The following is a 17,420-nucleotide window of genomic DNA, read 5'->3' as shown; positions in this document are numbered from 1 at the left end:
CCCGGAATGACGAGTGTTCTACTTACGCGAACTCCAGGATCAGCGCGTCGACCGCGAGCGTCGCTCCCGCCGAGGCATGAACCTTCTTCACTGTGCCGTCCTGCTCGGCACGCAGCACGTTCTGCATCTTCATGGCCTCGATCACGGCGAGCGTCTCGCCGGCCTTGACCTCCTGGCCTTCGGTCACGGCGATCGACACCACGAGACCGGGCATCGGGCAGAGCAGTTTCTTGCCGCTGTCGCCCGCGGTGACCACCGGCATCAGCCGTGCCGCTGCCGCTTCAGCTTCCGTGTAGACGTAGACAGGCGCTTCGACGCCCTGATGTGCCAGCCGCACGCCGTTCGGGATCGGGCGCGTCTGCACCGCAATCTCTGCGCCATCGATGGTGCCGTGCCAGACCGCATCGCCCGGCTTCCATTCGGAGACCAGCGCGTGCGAAGGGCCGACCTTGCCGTCAGCACCGACAAAGCGGACCGTGATCGCGCCATTGTCCCTGGCGATGTCGAGCAGGATCTCGTCACGGCCAAGCCACACCGCGCGGCGGCCCTGCCGGGTCACCGGACGGCCGATCATCTGCTGCGAGATCTGCCGCTTGCGCTCGCCGAGCACGTGATCGATCGCAGCACCGACGGCGGCGAGCCGGCGCGCAATCTCGCCTTCCGGCGCACGCGCCGCAAAGCCCTTGGGAAATTCTTCCGCGATGAAGCCGGTCGACAGCCGGCCCTCGCGCCAGCGCGGATGGTTCATCAGCGCCGACAGGAATGGGATATTGTGACGGATGCCGTCGACATAGAAGGCGTCGAGCGCGGTCGACTGCGCCTCGATGGCGGCCGCGCGCGACGGCGCGTGGGTGACCAGCTTGGCGATCATCGGATCGTAATAGATCGAGATTTCGCCGCCCTCCTGCACACCGGTGTCGTTGCGCACGGTGATGCCATCAGCCTTGCTCTCAGCCGGCGGGCGATACTTCGTGAGGCGCCCGATCGAGGGCAGGAAGTTGCGGAACGGATCCTCGGCATAGACGCGCGACTCGACGGCCCAGCCAGTGAGCGTCACGTCCTTCTGCGCCAGCGCGAGCTTTTCACCGGCGCCGACGCGGATCATCTGCTCGACCAGATCGATGCCGGTGACGAGTTCGGTCACGGGATGCTCGACCTGCAGGCGGGTGTTCATCTCCAGGAAATAGAAGCTCTTGTCCTGACCGGCGACGAACTCCACGGTGCCGGCGGAATCGTAGTTCACGGCCTTGGCGAGCGCGACCGCCTGCTCGCCCATCTTGCGCCGCGTCTCCTCGTCGAGCAGCGGCGACGGCGCCTCCTCGATGACCTTCTGGTTGCGGCGCTGGATCGAGCATTCGCGCTCGCCGAGATAGATCACGTTGCCATGCTTGTCGCCGAGCACCTGGATCTCGATGTGGCGGGGATCGACGATGAACTTCTCGACGAAGACGCGGTCGTCGCCGAACGAGGCCTTGGCCTCGGCCTTCGCGAGATTGAAGCCCTCGGCCACTTCGGCGGTCGAATGTGCGATGCGCATGCCCTTGCCGCCGCCGCCGGCGGAGGCCTTGATCATCACGGGGTAGCCGATCTCGTCGGCGATGCGCACCGCGTGCTTGTCGTCCTCGATGACGCCGAGGAAGCCCGGCACGGTCGAGACCTTGGCCTTGGCGGCGGCCTTTTTCGATTCGATCTTGTCGCCCATCGCAGCGATGGCGCCGGGATTGGGGCCGATGAAGACGATGCCGGCTTCCTGAAGCGCACGCGGAAACGCCTCGCGCTCGGAGAGGAAGCCGTAGCCGGGATGCACCGCCTGCGCGCCCGTCTTCTTGCAGGCCTCGACGATGCGGTCGATCAGGAGATAACTCTCGGCGGCGGCGGGCGGCCCGATCAGCACGGCATCGTCGGCCATCTCGACATGCAGCGCATCGCGATCGGCTTCCGAATAGACCGCAACGGTCCTGATTCCCATGCGGCGGGCGGTCTTGATGACCCGGCAGGCGATCTCGCCGCGGTTCGCGATCAGAATGGTTTTGAACATGTTCTTGCTTGATACCTTTGGGCGGGCTCCCCACTCGCGGCGAAGCAACGGACCGCGGGCTTGACCGGTTCGTCTATAGCAAAATCGCCCGCGCGCAACCCGCCTTGCGTCTGATCAAGTCGTCCTCCGAGGCATGCCAGTCGCGCTGTGCCGTCACCCGGAATAGCTGAGGAAACGTCCCCGCGCGTAGGCGTGCGAAACCGCCTTCATCAGCTCGGCGACCTCGGTCTCCAGATAATCATTCGCAACGATCAGCGCGCGAATGGTGCCCCTGAGATCACCACCGCAGGCTGCAATCGCCTGGTCCACGGCGGCCTCGAGCTGATCGTCCTCAGAGCTGGAGCGGGCTTTGGTCGACATCGAAGGATCGCCATCGTAGACATCTGCAGCCGCTTTTGTTCACTTTATGTTCTTGAGAGTCAAGGCCGGGATCACACCGCCCCGACCTCCTCCTTCTGCACGGCCTGCGGCTTGTCCGGCGTCCGGCGCGCTGCGACGGTCTGCTGTGCGCTCTGCCGCACCAGACCATGGATGAAGCCAAGCTTTTCGATCACCGGCGGCGTCAGGATGAACGGATAGAGATCGCGCGCGCCCATGGCCCGGGCCACGCTGTTCATGGCGAAGGTGAACGGCAGCCAGGCATTGACGATGACGTCGAAATCATCGGCGACATAGGGATCGAAGGTGACGCGGGCCGTCAGCCCGCCGATCTGGTCGGCCGGCGGATCGATCTCGATGCCGAACTCGGAGGCCATCTCCAGCGTATCGACGATGTGCAGATAGTGTGCCCAGGTCTCGGCAAAGTCCTCCCAGGGATGGGTCGTCGCGTAGGCCGACACGAAATTGTCCTGCCAATTGGCCGGTGCCCCCTGCTCGTAATGACGCTTCAGCGCCTCGCCATAGTCCTGGCTGTCGTCGCCGAAAACGGCGCGGCATTGCTCGAGCCGGCCGGCATCGCGCACCAGCACGTCCCAGAAGTAATGCCCGACCTCGTGGCGGAAATGACCGAGCAGCGTCCGGTACGGCTCGTCCATCTCCAGACGGCGGCGCTCGCGCTCAATGTCGTCAGCCTCGGCCAGAGCGATCGTGATCAGCCCGTTGTCGTGGCCGGTCATGACCTTCTGCTGCCCGGCCGGATCATCGGCGAGGAAGTTGAAGATGAGGCCGTGTTGCGGGTCCTCGAGCCGCGTCTTCAAGGGCAGCTTCCAACGAATCAGGGAATAGAACAGCCGGTGCTTGGCAACCTCCAACTCGCGCCAGCTGACCAGCTGCGCAGGGTCGGACAAATTGGGAATGGTGCCATTATGCCGGCAGGCGCGGCAGAAGCCCGTGGTCTCGCCGGCTTCGAGCAGCCAATTGCAGACATCGTGCTCGGCATTGGCGCAGAAGAACCGTCCCTCCCCGCCGTCGGCCAAGGTTCGAAAGCCCTCGCCCGCAGGCTCGATCGCGGTGAGCGTCTGCCGCTCCGGCATGAAGGCGAGCTGGTGACCGCAGCGCCCGCAGCTGCGATTCTCGAAATACAGGATATTCTTGCACGCCTGACAGACGAAGAGCTTCACGGTATGGACCTACGCGTTGCGGTGTCTAGCGCCTGACGACGCATGACAGTAACAGTCCGTTCCGGGGCTGCGGAACTTTTTATCTGCCCCTACGTTTTCGTCACGCGGACGTTCGTCCGCCTCAATTGCTGGCCAGTTTGTTGTCATTGAACCCGATGTCGCCACGCTTCCGAACACCTGCGGTGGGATTTTCCGGCGACCGCTTGCCCTTTGAGTGCAGGTCAGCATGAACAGCGCGGATGCGCCCAGAGACGACGTTGTCCCGGATGCGACCGGCGCGGCCGAGCTGCGCCAGCACATCGAGGAGATCGCGCGCGACCGCGACCAGGCCTACCGGGCCCTGCAGGAGCGCGAGGGCGAGCTGGCGCGCATCCAGCGCATCGCGCGGGTCGGCGGCGTCGAGGTCGATCTCCGCGAGGGTTTTCGCAACCGCCGCTCCCCCGAATATCTCATCATTCACGGCCTGCCGCCCGAAGCCGCCAACGAGACCCACGAGGATTGGGTGAGGCGTGTCCACCCCGAGGACCGCGCCAAGGCCGAGCAGGACTTCATCGCGGCGGTGAAGAGCAAGCAGGAAGACTATACCACCGAATACCGCATCATTCGCCCGAGCGATGGCGAGACCCGCTGGATCCGCGTCATCGCCCGCATCGAGCGCGACTGGAACGGCCGCGCCATCCGGCTGGTCGGCGCGCATATCGACGTCACCGATCAGATGGATGCGCAAGCCAAGCTGCGCGAGAGCGAACAGCGCTTCCGCCTGATCGCCGACAGCGCGCCGGTGCCGATCTGGGTGACCAAGCTCGACCGCACCCGCTCCTTCGTCAATCGCGCCTATGTCGATTTCCTCGGGCTGCCCCATGACGAGGCGCTCGCCTTCGACTGGCGCAACGCGCTGCATCCGGACGACCTGCCGCGCATTCTCGGCCAGCAGCAATCGGGCGAGTGTTCGCTGAAGCCGTTCTTTCTCGAGGCGCGCTATCGCCGCGCCGACGGCGAATGGCGCTGGCTGCGCTCGGAATCGCAGCCGCGCTGGGATGCGAACGGCCAGCACATCGGCTTCATCGGCGTCGCCCACGACGTCACCGCCGCCAAGCAGGGCGAGATCGAGCTGCGCCGGATGAACGAGACGCTGGAGGAGCGGATCCGGGAGCGCACCGCGCAGCTCGCCACCAACGAGGCGCGGATGCGCGCCATCTTCGACACCAGCAACCAGTATCAGGCCATTCTCGACATCGAAGGCCGCATCACCCATGCCAACCGCATTGCCGTCATGGGCATGCGCGCCGGCGGCGTGGATGTCATCGGCCAGCCGCTCTGGGACGCGCCCTGGTTCACCTACACGACCGGCGTCAGCGAGATGCTGCGCACGGCGTTTGCGCGCGTGCTCGCCGGCGACAGCTTCCGCACCGAGGTCCGGCTCGAATTCGCCAACGGCGACCGGCATTTCGAGCTGTCGATGCGGCCACTATTCGACCAGCATGAGACGATCATGGGTGCGGTGGCCGAGGCCGTCGACATCACCGAGCGCATCCAGGGCGAGGAGCTGTTGCGGCAGTCGCAGAAGATGGAGGCGGTCGGCCAGCTTACCGGCGGCGTGGCGCACGACTTCAACAACCTGCTCACCATCATACGGTCGGCCACCGACTTCCTGCGCCGCCGTGATCTCGCCGAGGAACGACGGCGGCGCTACGTCGATGCGATCTCCGAGACCGTCGAGCGCGCCTCCAAGCTGACCGGGCAATTGCTCGCCTTCGCGCGGCGGCAACCGCTGACGCCGCAGGTGTTCAATGTCGGCGAGCAGGTCGAAAGCGTGGTGCAGCTGATCCGCCCGCTGGTCGGCAGCCGCATTCATATCGCGCTGGCCGCCGAGGAAGCCAGCCTGTTCACCTTGGCCGACATCGCGCAATTCCAGACCGCCCTGATCAATCTCGCGGTGAATGCACGCGATGCCATGAACGGCGAAGGACGGCTGACGATCGGCGTGCAGCGGACGGACCAGATCCCGTCCTTGCGCGGCCAGAGCGCGCGACCCGGCGCCTTCATCGCGATTTCGGTCACCGACACCGGCGCCGGCATCGCGCCGCAGAACATCAATGCGATCTTCGAGCCGTTCTTCACGACCAAGGAAGTCGGCAAGGGCACCGGCCTCGGCCTCAGCCAGGCCTTCGGCTTCGCCAAGCAGTCCGAGGGCGACATCGCCGTCGACAGCCGGCTCGGCCAGGGCGCGACCTTCACGATCTACCTGCCGCAGGCGGCGGCGCCGCAATCCGGTACTGATGCCGGCGCCGCGCGCGTCGAGCCCGCCACGATCGGCCGCGGCTACCGCGTGCTGGTGGTCGAGGACAATGACGAGGTCGGGCAATTCTCGACCGAACTGCTGGAAGATCTCGGCTACGTCACGCGTCGCGTGTCGAACGGCCAGGATGCGCTGGCGATCCTCGCCGACAACGAATTCGCGGTCGATCTGGTGTTCTCAGACGTCATCATGCCCGGCATCAACGGCTTGGAGCTCGCCGGCATCATCCGCGATCGCTATCCCGGGTTACCGGTCGTGCTCACCTCGGGCTACAGCCATGTGCTGGCGGAGAACGCCCATCACGGCTTCGAGCTGATCAAGAAGCCCTATTCGGTCGAGTCGCTGTCGCGCATCCTGCGCAAGGCGATGGCCGAGAAGGCGCCGCTGCCGCGCTAAGGCGGTCGCACGGGAACCAACATTGCCAATCGAGCGTTCTGTTCGGCGGTGACGTGCCGCGATCCGTATTCTGCGGATGGTTACGCACGCTCGGCATCCCTTGTCATTGCGGACCATTTGATGCGCTCCCTACGCTCGCGGCTGTCGGCGCTCTGGCTCATGCTGGCGGTTTCCGGCGCGGCGACGGCCTATCTCCTGGTCGAATCGTTTCAGCAATCGTCGCAGGCGCGCGTGGCACGCGCGCAGGATCTGGTGGTGCGCGGCTGCCGTGATATCGCCGACCGCTATCAGTTCTTCGTCTCGGGCTGGGGCGGCGCGCCAATCGATGATCGCATCAAGCAGGACCTCATCCCCGTGGTGCAGTCCGCGCTGGCGGCATCGCCCGGCGTCGAGGGCGGCATCTGGCAGGCCGAGCATGGCTCGCTGGCCTATGCTTATCCGACCTATGAGGGCACGGGCCCGAAAACCGATCTCCCCGCGGCCGAGTCCAGCGTCATCCAGCAGGTCAACGGCAACGCCCAGCGCAGCGGCCGTCCCGCGACGACGGAAAATGCCGGACGCTCGCAGACCCTGATCGTCCACGCCTGCCCGCTGCGCGGTCCGCTGCAAAACGTCACGGCGTGGACGATGACGCGCGCCGCCACAACGGAGGGCCCAGCCTACGCGCATTTGCTGACGGGTCTCTCCGTGCTCGCGCTCACTCTGCTCGGCTCGGCCATCTGGCTCGCCTTCATCCTGGCCTCGTGGTCGCGGCGCATCGCGATCATCGAGTCCGCGCTCGGCGCGGCGCCCAACACCGCCGACCTGCCGCAACTGCCGCACACAGGAGCCCGCGAGCTCGATCGCCTGGTCGACGCCGTCAACGATGCCGGCCATCGGCTCGCGGCGGAGCGCGAGCGCGCGACCGCTGCGGAGCGGCTCGCCGCCGTCGGCCGACTGTCGGCAAACCTCGCCCATGAGATCCGCAACCCGATCGCGGCGATGCGGCTGAAGGCCGAGAATGCGCTCGCCTCGCCTGACCCCGCGCGCAAGAGCCGCGCGCTCGAGGCGATCCTGCAGCAGGTCGCGCGGCTCGACGCGCTGCTGCGCGATCTGCTCGCGATGACGCAAACGAGTCGTCCGGCCCCACGCAGCGTCGATCTCGTAGCTTTCCTGCAGGCGACGATCGAGACCCATCGCGAGCTGGCCACGCGCAGCGGCCTGCGGCTGCGCGCGCTCGCGCCCTCCTCCGCTGAGGCCGCCTGCTTCGATCCCGCCCAGATGCAGCGCGCGCTCGACAATCTCATCCTCAACGCGATCCAGAACACGCCCGAGGGCGGCGAGATCGTCGTTGCGGCCGAAATCCATGATCGCCGCCTCCTCTTCCGCGTCACCGACAGCGGCCCCGGCATCGATGCCGGCATCCGGGACCGCCTGTTCGAACCCTTCGTCAGCAACCGCGCCGATGGCACCGGCCTTGGCCTCGCCATCGTACGCGAGATCGCCCGCGCTCATCACGGCGAGGCGAGACTTGCTCCTGTCACGACCGGCACCAGCTTCGAGATTTCCCTGCCATGGCAACCATCCTGATCGTCGACGATGACGCCGGCCTGCGCGATGGTCTCGCGGAAACGGTGACCGATCTCGGTCACCGCGCGCAGACCGCAGCTTCGGGTCGCGAGGCGATCGGCATGGTCTGCGCCGAAACCGATGCCGTGCTGCTCGATCTGCGCATGCCCGGGATCGACGGGATCGAAACCCTGCGCCGCATCCGCGCCGATGGCGACGCGCCGCCGGTGATCGTGCTGACCGCCTATGCGAGCCCGGAGAACACCATCGAAGCGATGCGGCTCGGCGCGTTCGATCACCTCGTCAAGCCGATCGGTCGCGAGGCGCTACGCGAGCTGATCGACCGCCTGCCGCCGCGAACCCATCCGCAGCATGACAAACCGGGCACCGACGACAGCGGCCTGATCGGCACCAGCGAGGCGATGCGCCGGGTGCAGAAGACGATCGGCCTTGCCGCCGATGCCGAGGCGACAGTGCTGATCCGCGGCGAGACCGGCACCGGCAAGGAGCTGGTTGCGCGCGCGCTGCATGTCCACAGCCGGCGCAGTGCGAGCCCCTTCATCGCCGTGAACTGCGCGGCGATCCCGCAAGACCTGCTCGAAAGCGAATTGTTCGGCCATGTGAAGGGCTCGTTCACCGGCGCCACCTCCGATCGCTCCGGCGCCTTCCGCGACGCCGGCGCCGGCACGCTGTTTCTCGACGAGATCGGCGACATGCCGCTGGCGATGCAGGCCAAGATCCTGCGCGCGCTGCAGGAGCGCATCATCACGCCGGTCGGCGGCAAGCCGGTCAAAGTGGCCGCGCGCGTCATCGCCGCCACGCATCGCGACCTCGCCCGGCAGGTGACGAGCGGCGCCTTCCGCGAGGATCTCTACTACCGGCTGAACGTGATCCCGATCGAGCTGCCGCCGCTGCGCGAGCGCAGCGAAGACATCCTGCCGCTCGCCCACCACTTTCTGGCGCTGGCCACGACGGACCGCCTACGTCCGCAACTGAGCGACGCCGCCATCGACAAGCTCGTCCACGCGTCCTGGCCCGGCAATGTGCGCGAGCTGCGCAATACGATCGAACGCGCCTGCGTGCTGACGCGCGGCAGCTTGATCGACGCCGGCGACATCGACATCACCAAGAACCCGATCGATGCGGACGGAGATCCTGCCACGGATCTGCCCACGGCCGTGGCGCGCCTCGAGGAGCGCCTGATCCGCCGCGCGCTCGCAGCCTGCGGCGGCAATCGCACCGAGGCGGCGCGGCAGCTCAACATCAACCGGCAGCTGCTCTACACCAAGATGCAGCGCTACGGCCTCGGCGACGAGGTGTCAGGAAATCTGACGCGCAGCGTCGGGAAAGACGACGGCTAGCGCCCGTCGCAATCATGCAACCCCTTGATTTGTCGTGGTCTCGCAACTGGCACGGCCGTTGCGAAACAATTCGCGTCACCACCCTCGACAAGGAGTTCCAGGATGACGCGAAAGATGACGCCGATCGTGACCCTGCTCGCGCTCGCCGCAGGCCTCGGCACCGCCTCGGCACAAGCCCCGCTCTCCCCGCCTGATGCGACATGGGATGCGTCGCAGCTTCCGGAGACGCGCGGCATCGTCAAGCAGTACACGCTGACGCCGCGCGGCGACGTCGACGGGCTGATCCTCAACGATGGCACCGAGGTGAAGCTGCCGCCGCATCTGACGGCGCAGGTCGTGTTCACCATCAAGCCAGGCGACGGCGTGTCCGTGCGGGGCTTGCGCGCCCGTGCGCTGCCGCTGGTCGATGCCAGCCAGGTCACCAACATCGCGACCGGCAAGAGCGTGGTCGACAATGGCCCGCCGGATGGACCGGGACGGCGCGGCAGCGATCAGACCATCAGCGGACGCATCGCCACGCTGCTGCATGGCAAGCGCGGCGAGGTCAACGGCGCGGTGCTCGACGACGGCACCGAGCTGCGGCTGCCGCCGCCGGAAGCCGAGCGTCTCGCCGACACCTTGCGTGTGGGACAGACGATCTCCGTCCGCGGCGATCTCTTGGAGACCGCGCTCGGCAGGCTGGTCGACGTAAGGGCGATCGGCGCTTCGCCTAATCAGCTGACGGAGATCGAAGGCCCGCCGCCGCCGCGTGGCCCGAGGGGCGGTCCCGATCGGCTCGGCCCCCCGCCGCCGCCTCCGCCGCGCGGCTGAGCCCCTCCAAACCAACGAAACAGACCTGAGGAGACAATCATGCATTGGATCGACCCCGACAGCCTGCCGGCCGTGACCGGAATTCTCGAGCGCTTCGTGCTCAATCCTCATGGCGAGGTCGACGGCTTCGTCATGCGCGCGGGCGACAATGACGTGCTCGTTCACACGCCCCCGCACATGGAGGCAGAGCTGACGCGTCAGATCAAGGCTGGTGAGAAGGTCGGCGTGCACGCGGTCAAGCCGCGCGGCGCTGACTTGCTCGCCGCCATCGCAGTGACCGGCGCAAACGGACGGCAGATCGTCGATCACGGACCCGACGAGGAGCGTGAGCATCCCACGCACGAGCATCAGAAGATGGACGCGGCAGGCACGGTGCGGCTGTCGCTGTTCGGGCCGAAGGGCGAGTTGCGTGGTGCGCTCCTGACGGACGGCACGGTCGTGAGGATCGGGCCGAAGGAAGCCACTGGCATCGCCGGCCTGCTTGCGCCGAACGCCACCTTGGCGGTCCGCGGCGACGGCATCGACACGCGCTTCGGCCGGGTGATTCACGCGCGCGAGGCCGGTGCGAGCCCGAAGACGCTCAAGCCGCTCAAGCACGTCAAGCCGGAGACGAAGCATGCTGATGGTCACAAGCACGGACCGAAGCACAAGCACGGACCTAAGCATGGACCTAAGCACGATCACGCCCACGCGTGATCGCCTGCGCGCCGAACGTCACGAGAGAGCCGAGGCCAACAGCATGTCACAGGATGAAACCACCACGCGCCGGGCGGGCCGCGCGCTCGACGCCGCGAATTTCTTCCTGGCCGACGTGCGCGACGGCCTCGGTCCCTATCTCGCGATCTATCTGCTGACCGAGCAGAAATGGGACGAAGCCTCGATCGGTGTCGTGATGTCGCTGGCCACGATCGCGGGCATCGTCGCCCAGACGCCGGCCGGCGCGCTGGTCGATGCGACCAGGGCCAAGCGCATGATCATGATCGTGGCCGCGATCATCGTCACCGCAGGCTCCCTGGCACTGCCGCTGATGTCGAGCTTCTGGCCGGTCGCGATCTCGCAAAGCATCGCCAACGCGGCCGGCGTGATCTTCGCGCCGGCGATCGCGGCGGTGTCGCTCGGCATCTTCGGTGCCCGCGCCTTCACGGCGCGGATCGGGCGCAACGAGACCTTCAACCATGCCGGCAACGCGGTGGGCGCCGTGATCGCCGGCGCTGCCGCCTACGCCCTCGGACCGTCCGCCGTGTTCTATCTGATGGCCGTGACCTCCGCCGGCAGCCTCATCAGCGTGCTCGCGATTCCCGAGCGCGCCATCGATCACGACGCGGCGCGCGGCCTGTCGCATCAGACAGACGGCGCGGCCCCCACTCAAGGCGAGCAACCCTCAGGGCTGGGCATTCTCCTCAGCTGCCGCCCCCTCCTCATCTTCGCGGTCTGCGTCGCGCTGTTTCACCTGGCCAATGCGGCGATGCTGCCGCTGGTCGGCCAGAAGCTCGCCTTGCAGGACAAGAATCTCGGCACCAGCCTGATGTCGGCCTGCATCGCCGCGGCGCAGCTCGTGATGGTGCCGATGGCGCTCCTGGTCGGCGCCCGCGCCGACCGCTGGGGCCACAAGCGGTTCTTCCTGGCGGCGCTGCTGATCCTGCCGCTGCGGGCGGTGCTCTATACCTTGTCGGACGACAAGGCGTGGCTGGTCGGCGTGCAACTGCTCGACGGTGTCGGCGCCGGCATCTTCGGCGCCATCATGCCGGTGATCGTGGCGGACCTCATGCGCGGCACCGGCCGGTTCAACGTCGCGCAGGGCGCGGTCATCACCGCGCAAAGCATCGGGGCTGCGCTCTCCACCGCCATGGCAGGTCTCGTCGTGGTCCACGGCGGCTACAGCGCCGCGTTCCTGGTGCTCGGCGCGACGGCGGCCATCGCCGTGATCGTGTGCTGGCTGCTGCTGCCGGAAACCGGAGGCGCGGAAGCCGCACATTCCAGCCAGGCCGCGGCGCCCGCTATCCCCGCCGAATGATTTGCTCTAACCATCCCCGATCATGTTCGCACATACGACCTGGCTCGCCTACGCCATCATCATCACCGCCACTGCCGGCGTCATCATCCGCCCCTTCCGGCTGCCCGAAGCGATCTGGGCGGTCACGGGCGCGCTCCTCCTGGTGGCGCTCGGCCTGCTGCCATGGACGGACGCGCTCGCCGGCATCCGCAAGGGCGTCGACGTCTATCTGTTCCTGATCGGCATGATGCTGATCGCCGAGCTCGCCCGCCGCGAGGGCCTGTTCGACTATCTCGCAGCCTACGCCGTCGAGCATGCCCGCGGCTCGCCGCAGCTGCTGTTCCTGCTGGTCTACGCGGTCGGCACGCTCGTCACCGTCCTGCTGTCCAACGACGCCACCGCGATCGTGCTGACGCCGGCGGTCTATGCCGCGACGCGGGCGGCCGGCGCCTCGCCGCTCCCCTATCTCTACGTCTGCGCCTTCATCGCCAATGCCGCGAGCTTCGTGCTGCCGATCTCCAACCCGGCCAATCTCGTGGTGTTCGGCGAGCACATGCCGCATCTGACGGACTGGCTGCGCCAGTTCACGGTGCCATCGATCGCGGCCATTGCCCTCACCTATGTCGCGCTCTGCTTGACCCAGCGCCGCGCCCTGCGCGAGGAGACGCTGCGGACCGATGTCGAGAAGCCGCATCTGAGCCGAGAAGGCCGGCTTGCCGCGATGGGCATCGTCGCCATCGCCGCCGTGTTGCTGACCGCTTCCGCGCTCGATGTCCAGTTGGGCTTGCCGACCTTCGTCTGCGGCGTGGTCACGGCGGCCGCGATTCTGCTCGTCAGCCGGCAATCACCCTGGCCGATCGTCAAAGGCGTGTCCTGGGGCGTGCTGCCGCTGGTCGGCGGCCTGTTCGTGATGGTCGAGGGATTGAGCCGCGCCGGCGCGATCGGCCAGCTCAGCGCCTGGCTGCATCAAGGCGTCGCCGCCTCGCCGGCCGGCACGGCCTCGGCCGCGGGGCTGATCACAGCCGTGGCCGACAACGTCGCAAACAATCTGCCGGTCGGCCTGGTCGCCGGCTCGGTCGCGGCCAGCGATCACCTGCCTCAGGAGGTGATCCGGGCGATCCTGATCGGCGTCGATCTCGGCCCCAACATCTCCGTCACCGGCTCGCTGGCGACCATCCTCTGGCTCACCGCGCTGCGGCGCGAAAAGATCGAGGTGACGGCCTGGCAGTTTCTGAAGATCGGACTCGTGACGACGCCGCCAGCGCTGCTGGCAGCGCTGGCGGCGGCATTGTGGTAGCGATTCGCGGGATCAGGCGGCGGCTTCGTAGTTGACCGCGGTCTCCGCGATCTTGCTCAGGCTCTCGTCCGTCTTGCGCTCTTCGTTCAAGGTCTGGTCGAGCAGCTTGGCCGCCTTCGGCAGATTGAGCTTGAGGGCCCACGCCTTCAGGGTCCCATAGCGGGACATCTCATAGTGCTCGACCGCCTGCGCTGCAGCAAGCAGGCCAGCGTCGAGTGCCTGCGTGCCCTTGTACTCGTCCATGATCTCCTTGCCCTCGTCGATGATGCCCTCGATCGCATCGCACTTCTTGCCGCGGGCCGGCTTGCCGATCAGCTCGAAGATCTGCTCGAGACGCTCGATCTGACCTTCGGTCTCGTCCTGGTGCTTGAGGAAGGCGGCCTGCAGCTTGTCTGACTGCGCAGCCTTGGCCATCTTTGGCAGGGTCTTCAAGATCTGCTTCTCGGCGTAGTAGATGTCCTTCAGCGTATCGAGAAAAAGTTCGTTGAGGTCTTTGTCTGCAGCCATGGTGTGCTCCCTGTGTTGTGACCCGACAACCGGAAAGCCACACCCTGGTTCCTGCAATGGACTACCGCCGGACGAAAATCCTGCCCGGAGCGGCGCCGGCGCCTGACGAGCCCCTTGTAACAAAACCGTCACGCGGCAAAACTAAACCGCTTCCTGCGGCGACACGCCGCGATTCCTTTGATCGATTTGAGGAGTTCTTGATGCGCCGCCCGCTCCTAGCGCTGTGCGCCGGACTGACCCTGCTGTCCTCCGGCGCCGCATCCGCGCAGAACGCCACGCCCCATAACCTCATCCTGTTCATTCCCGACGGCCTGCGCGCGGCGAAGGTGACGCCGGAGGCGACCCCGGCCATGGCCGCCGTCCGCGACAAGGGCGTCAATTTCAAGAATTCGCATTCGCTGTTTCCGACCTTCACCATGGCCAACGGCTCGGCGATGGCGACCGGCCATTATCTCGGCGACACCGGCACGTTCTCGAACACCATCTTCACCGGCTACACTTCGGCGCCCGCCGGCGACACCGTGGTGCCCTTCATCGAGAACGACGCGGTGCTCGGCGACATCGACGAGCATTTCAACGGCGACTATCTCAACGAGGACACGGTCCTGAAGCTCGCCCGCAAGGCCGGCTACTCCACGGCCGCGATCGGCAAGCTCGGTCCGACCTACCTGTTCGACCACACCGCCTGCCCCTGCAAGCCCGGCGCGACCTCCTCGATCGTGATCGACGATTCCACCGGCAACAAGAACGGCGTGCCCGTGACCGACGAGGTCAAGGACGCCCTGACCAAGGCCGGCCTCGCGCTGGCGACGCCGCCGCGCGGCGACAACGGCAAGGCGGGCGACGCCAAGACGCCAGGCACGACCTCGGCCAACGTCGCCCAGCAGGCCTACATGGTCGACGTCGCCACCAAGGTGGTGCTGCCGATGTTCAAGGCGCGCAACAAGCCGTTCGTTCTGGTGTTCTGGTCGCGCGATCCCGACGGCAGCCAGCACAATCACGGCGACAGCCTCAACACCATCACCCCGGGCATCAACGGTCCGACCTCGATGGCCGGCATCAAGAACGCCGACGACAATCTCGCCGCGCTGCGCAAGGCGCTCGACGATCTCGGCCTGTCCGCCTCGACCAACATCATGGTCCAGGCCGACCACGGCTTCTCGACCATCTCCAAGGAGAGCAAGACCTCGCCCTCGGCCAAGGTCAGCTATGACGACACCCCGAAGGATTTTCTGCCGATGGGCTTCCTGGCGCTCGACCTCGCCAAGGCGCTCGACCTGCCGCTGTTCGATCCCAACGACAAGAACGCGGCCGTGCCCGCCGGCAAGCATCCGAAGGCCGGCAACGGCGTGCTCGGCAAGGACCCGACCAAGCCCGATCTCGTCGTCGCCACCAATGGCGGCTCCGACCTGATCTATCTGCCGAACAACGACAGGAAGCTGGCCCGCCGCACCGTCAAGGCGCTGCTGGAGCAGGACTACGTCTCCGGCATCTTCGTCGACGACAAGCTCGGCGAGATCCCCGGCACCCTGCCGCTGTCGGTTGTCAATCTCGACGGCAAGGCCGTGACGCCGCATCCGGCGATCGTTGTCAACTTCCGCTCCTATGTCACGCCTGGCTGCGACGTGCCGAGCAACTGCTCGGTCGAGGTGGCCGACACCGTGCTCCGCCAGGGCCAGGGCATGCACGGCTCGTTCAGCCGCGGCGACACCTACAACTTCATGGCGGCGATCGGTCCCGACTTCAAAGCGGGCTTCGTCGATCCCCTGCCCGTCAGCAACGCCGACGTCGGCATCACCGCGGCCAAGCTGCTCGACCTCAAGGTCGCGCCGAAGGGCAAGCTGATCGGCCGCGTCATGACCGAGGCGATGCCGAACGGCGCGACGCCGAAGGCTACCTCCGACGTCATCAAGTCAGACCCGGCCGCGGGCGGCCTGCGCACAGTGCTGAAGCTGCAGCGTGTCGGCAGCCAGCGCTATTTCGACGCCGCGGGTTTCCCCGGACGCACAGTGGGCCTGGATGACGAGGCGCCGAAGAAGACAGCGGCGAAGTAATCAGTCCATCGCGTGTCATCCGATCACGAGAGTGCCCCGCGAAAGCGGGGCATTTTTGTTTGGAACGCAGGCGTGCCCTAGCACGGGTCCGTCGCCGCATGAGCGACTTATCCGCCGCAAGCGCAACTCTCTCCGTCATTCCGGGGCATTCGCGCGCAAAATGGCGCAGCCATTTTGAAGCAGCGCGAATGAGCCCGGAATCCATAGCCACGAGCGGCTATGAGTTGGAGAGAGATGCCACAGCCACCTCGCGCCACACGCCCGCTTGTGGCTATGGATTCCGGGCTCACGCCCTGCGGGCGTGCCCCGGAATGACGGGTGGAGAGATCGCATGACCAGGCAAGCAAAGCGACTCGCGGGGAGACTGCTTCTGCAGACCGCTTCGTCCTCAGACGCGGTCATCGCTGTCAGGCACGAAATTCCCTCACCGCGCCACATCGAGCGTCACCCGGACCTCGATGGTCTTACGGTTGCGGAGCACGCGCAGCACCACGCGATCGCCAGGGGTCTTGGTTTCCAGCGCACGCGTCATGTCGTCAGGCGAGTCCACCGCCTGGCCGTCGATCGCCAGAACCACGTCGCCGAGCGCGAAGCCGCCGTCGCGCGTGAGCCGCGCCGGAATCAGCCCGGCCTTCTCCGCCGCCGAATCCTGCTCGACATCGAGCACGAACACGCCGGAGACGCCGAGCCGCGCGGCCAACGCCTCATTGGCCTTGGCATCCGTCCTGATCCCGAGACTCGGGCTGACATAGCGGCCGCTTGCGATGAGCCGCGGCACGATGCGGTTGACCTTGTCGACAGGCACGGCGAAGCCGATGCCGGCGGAGGCGCCCGACGGGCTGTAGATCGCGGTGTTGACGCCGATCAGGCGCCCCGCGCTGTCGAGCAGCGGTCCGCCGGAGTTGCCGGGATTGATCGCGGCATCGGTCTGGATCAGGCCGTTCAAGGTCCGCTCCTGCGTGACCTGCAGGTTGCGGTTCAACGCCGAGACGATGCCCGTGGTCAGCGTGCTGCTGAGGCCAAACGGATTGCCGATCGCGAACACCTTTTGCCCGACCTTGAGGTCGGCGCTGGTGCCGACCGGCAGCGGCTTCGGCCGGTCGACGCCGACGCCGATCACCAGCACCGCAAGGTCGTTCTCCGGACTGGCGCCGACCAGCGCCGCGCGGAACGAGCGGCCGTCGGTGAGGCTGACCAGCGCCTCGGTGGCGCCTTCGATCACATGATAGTTGGTGACGACGTGACCGAGCTCGTCCCACACGAAGCCGGAGCCCGTGCCGGAGCGCTCCTGCTGCGCATTGCCGGTCCACGGGTTGACGGACTGTTGAACGGTCGTGATGAACACCACCGAGCCGCTGCGGCTCTCGAACAGCGCGATCGTGCTCTTCTCGTCGGCGGCGAGATCGCCGCGTGGCGTGATGTCGCGCGGCTTGGCGCGCAGGCCGAGCAGTTCGGCCTGGATCAGCGGGAAGCTCTGCCAGGCCATCATGAGCAGCAGCGCCGTCGCCGCCACCGCCAGCAGGCGCGCGGGAAAGCTCCATCGGCTCATCTCATCGTC

Annotated in this window: 13 protein-coding genes; 8 read left to right on the top strand and 5 right to left on the bottom strand. The window is 66.8% G+C overall.

The annotated features are described in order from the left end of the window. Window positions 1-22 precede the first annotated feature (22 nt). The 3 genes from ACQR0Z_RS21135 to ACQR0Z_RS21125 form a co-directional block, all read right to left on the bottom strand. A complete protein-coding gene (locus ACQR0Z_RS21135; protein ID WP_434919879.1) occupies window positions 23-2,038 on the bottom strand; it encodes an acetyl-CoA carboxylase biotin carboxylase subunit in 2,016 nt (671 codons plus the stop codon). A 153-nt stretch (window positions 2,039-2,191) separates the two neighbouring features. After that, window positions 2,192-2,398, bottom strand: coding sequence for a hypothetical protein (locus ACQR0Z_RS21130; RefSeq protein WP_434919878.1), 207 nt, complete (start codon window positions 2,396-2,398; stop codon window positions 2,192-2,194). Between the two features lie 71 nt (window positions 2,399-2,469). Further along, complete coding sequence (locus ACQR0Z_RS21125; protein WP_434919877.1) at window positions 2,470-3,597, bottom strand: zinc-binding metallopeptidase family protein; 1,128 nt, start codon at window positions 3,595-3,597, stop codon at window positions 2,470-2,472. A 226-nt stretch (window positions 3,598-3,823) separates the two neighbouring features. Between ACQR0Z_RS21125 and ACQR0Z_RS21120 the strand changes: the two genes are divergently transcribed. The 7 genes from ACQR0Z_RS21120 to ACQR0Z_RS21090 all read left to right on the top strand — a co-directional run bounded on the left by ACQR0Z_RS21120 (window position 3,824) and on the right by ACQR0Z_RS21090 (window position 13,301). Then, window positions 3,824-6,292, top strand: coding sequence for a PAS domain-containing protein (locus ACQR0Z_RS21120; RefSeq protein WP_434919876.1), 2,469 nt, complete (start codon window positions 3,824-3,826; stop codon window positions 6,290-6,292). Window positions 6,293-6,412: 120 nt separating this feature from the next. Beyond that, entirely contained in the window at window positions 6,413-7,861 is a 1,449-nt protein-coding gene (locus tag ACQR0Z_RS21115; RefSeq protein WP_434919875.1) for a sensor histidine kinase, read from the top strand. Further along, complete coding sequence (locus ACQR0Z_RS21110) at window positions 7,846-9,201, top strand: sigma-54-dependent transcriptional regulator (RefSeq protein ID WP_434919874.1); 1,356 nt, start codon at window positions 7,846-7,848, stop codon at window positions 9,199-9,201. Before ACQR0Z_RS21115 ends, ACQR0Z_RS21110 begins: the two co-directional genes overlap by 16 nt. A gap of 114 nt (window positions 9,202-9,315) precedes the next feature. After that, on the top strand, window positions 9,316-10,011 hold the full coding sequence (locus ACQR0Z_RS21105; RefSeq protein ID WP_434862267.1) for an OB-fold nucleic acid binding domain-containing protein: 696 nt from the start codon (window positions 9,316-9,318) through the stop codon (window positions 10,009-10,011). Window positions 10,012-10,050: 39 nt separating this feature from the next. Beyond that, the gene (locus ACQR0Z_RS21100) at window positions 10,051-10,707 is read left to right on the top strand and encodes a hypothetical protein (RefSeq protein ID WP_434919873.1); all 657 of its coding nucleotides are present in this window, start codon (window positions 10,051-10,053) and stop codon (window positions 10,705-10,707) included. A 43-nt stretch (window positions 10,708-10,750) separates the two neighbouring features. After that, complete coding sequence (locus ACQR0Z_RS21095; protein ID WP_434919872.1) at window positions 10,751-12,025, top strand: MFS transporter; 1,275 nt, start codon at window positions 10,751-10,753, stop codon at window positions 12,023-12,025. A 22-nt stretch (window positions 12,026-12,047) separates the two neighbouring features. After that, window positions 12,048-13,301 (top strand): arsenic transporter, encoded by a 1,254-nt coding sequence (locus ACQR0Z_RS21090; protein WP_434919871.1) that lies wholly within the window; start codon window positions 12,048-12,050, stop codon window positions 13,299-13,301. 12 nt (window positions 13,302-13,313) lie between these two features. Here ACQR0Z_RS21090 and ACQR0Z_RS21085 read toward each other — a convergent pair whose 3' ends face one another. Then, window positions 13,314-13,808, bottom strand: coding sequence for a ferritin-like domain-containing protein (locus ACQR0Z_RS21085; protein WP_257165135.1), 495 nt, complete (start codon window positions 13,806-13,808; stop codon window positions 13,314-13,316). A gap of 200 nt (window positions 13,809-14,008) precedes the next feature. Here ACQR0Z_RS21085 and ACQR0Z_RS21080 point away from each other — a divergent pair, with 200 nt between their 5' ends. Further along, window positions 14,009-15,862 (top strand): alkaline phosphatase family protein, encoded by a 1,854-nt coding sequence (locus tag ACQR0Z_RS21080; RefSeq protein ID WP_434919870.1) that lies wholly within the window; start codon window positions 14,009-14,011, stop codon window positions 15,860-15,862. 424 nt (window positions 15,863-16,286) lie between these two features. Here ACQR0Z_RS21080 and ACQR0Z_RS21075 read toward each other — a convergent pair whose 3' ends face one another. Next, the gene (locus ACQR0Z_RS21075) at window positions 16,287-17,411 is read right to left on the bottom strand and encodes a S1C family serine protease (RefSeq protein WP_434878162.1); all 1,125 of its coding nucleotides are present in this window, start codon (window positions 17,409-17,411) and stop codon (window positions 16,287-16,289) included. Window positions 17,412-17,420: the final 9 nt, after the last annotated feature.

Source organism: Bradyrhizobium sp. HKCCYLS3077 (genome assembly GCF_051167555.1).
Lineage (GTDB): Bacteria > Pseudomonadota > Alphaproteobacteria > Rhizobiales > Xanthobacteraceae > Bradyrhizobium.
This window is presented reverse-complemented; position numbering and strand designations above follow the sequence as displayed.

Bases quoted from the DNA above. Each gene is read 5' to 3' on its own strand.
- ACQR0Z_RS21115 (WP_434919875.1), top strand. From the start codon at position 6,413: ATGCGCTCCCTACGCTCGCGGCTGTCGGCGCTCTGGCTCATGCTGGCG.
- ACQR0Z_RS21135 (WP_434919879.1), bottom strand. From the start codon at position 2,038: ATGTTCAAAACCATTCTGATCGCGAACCGCGGCGAGATCGCCTGCCGG.
- ACQR0Z_RS21095 (WP_434919872.1), top strand. From the start codon at position 10,751: ATGTCACAGGATGAAACCACCACGCGCCGGGCGGGCCGCGCGCTCGAC.
- ACQR0Z_RS21130 (WP_434919878.1), bottom strand. From the start codon at position 2,398: ATGTCGACCAAAGCCCGCTCCAGCTCTGAGGACGATCAGCTCGAGGCC.
- ACQR0Z_RS21080 (WP_434919870.1), top strand. From the start codon at position 14,009: ATGCGCCGCCCGCTCCTAGCGCTGTGCGCCGGACTGACCCTGCTGTCC.
- ACQR0Z_RS21085 (WP_257165135.1), bottom strand. From the start codon at position 13,808: ATGGCTGCAGACAAAGACCTCAACGAACTTTTTCTCGATACGCTGAAG.
- ACQR0Z_RS21105 (WP_434862267.1), top strand. From the start codon at position 9,316: ATGACGCCGATCGTGACCCTGCTCGCGCTCGCCGCAGGCCTCGGCACC.
- ACQR0Z_RS21110 (WP_434919874.1), top strand. From the start codon at position 7,846: ATGGCAACCATCCTGATCGTCGACGATGACGCCGGCCTGCGCGATGGT.
- ACQR0Z_RS21120 (WP_434919876.1), top strand. From the start codon at position 3,824: ATGAACAGCGCGGATGCGCCCAGAGACGACGTTGTCCCGGATGCGACC.
- ACQR0Z_RS21090 (WP_434919871.1), top strand. From the start codon at position 12,048: ATGTTCGCACATACGACCTGGCTCGCCTACGCCATCATCATCACCGCC.
- ACQR0Z_RS21100 (WP_434919873.1), top strand. From the start codon at position 10,051: ATGCATTGGATCGACCCCGACAGCCTGCCGGCCGTGACCGGAATTCTC.
- ACQR0Z_RS21075 (WP_434878162.1), bottom strand. From the start codon at position 17,411: ATGAGCCGATGGAGCTTTCCCGCGCGCCTGCTGGCGGTGGCGGCGACG.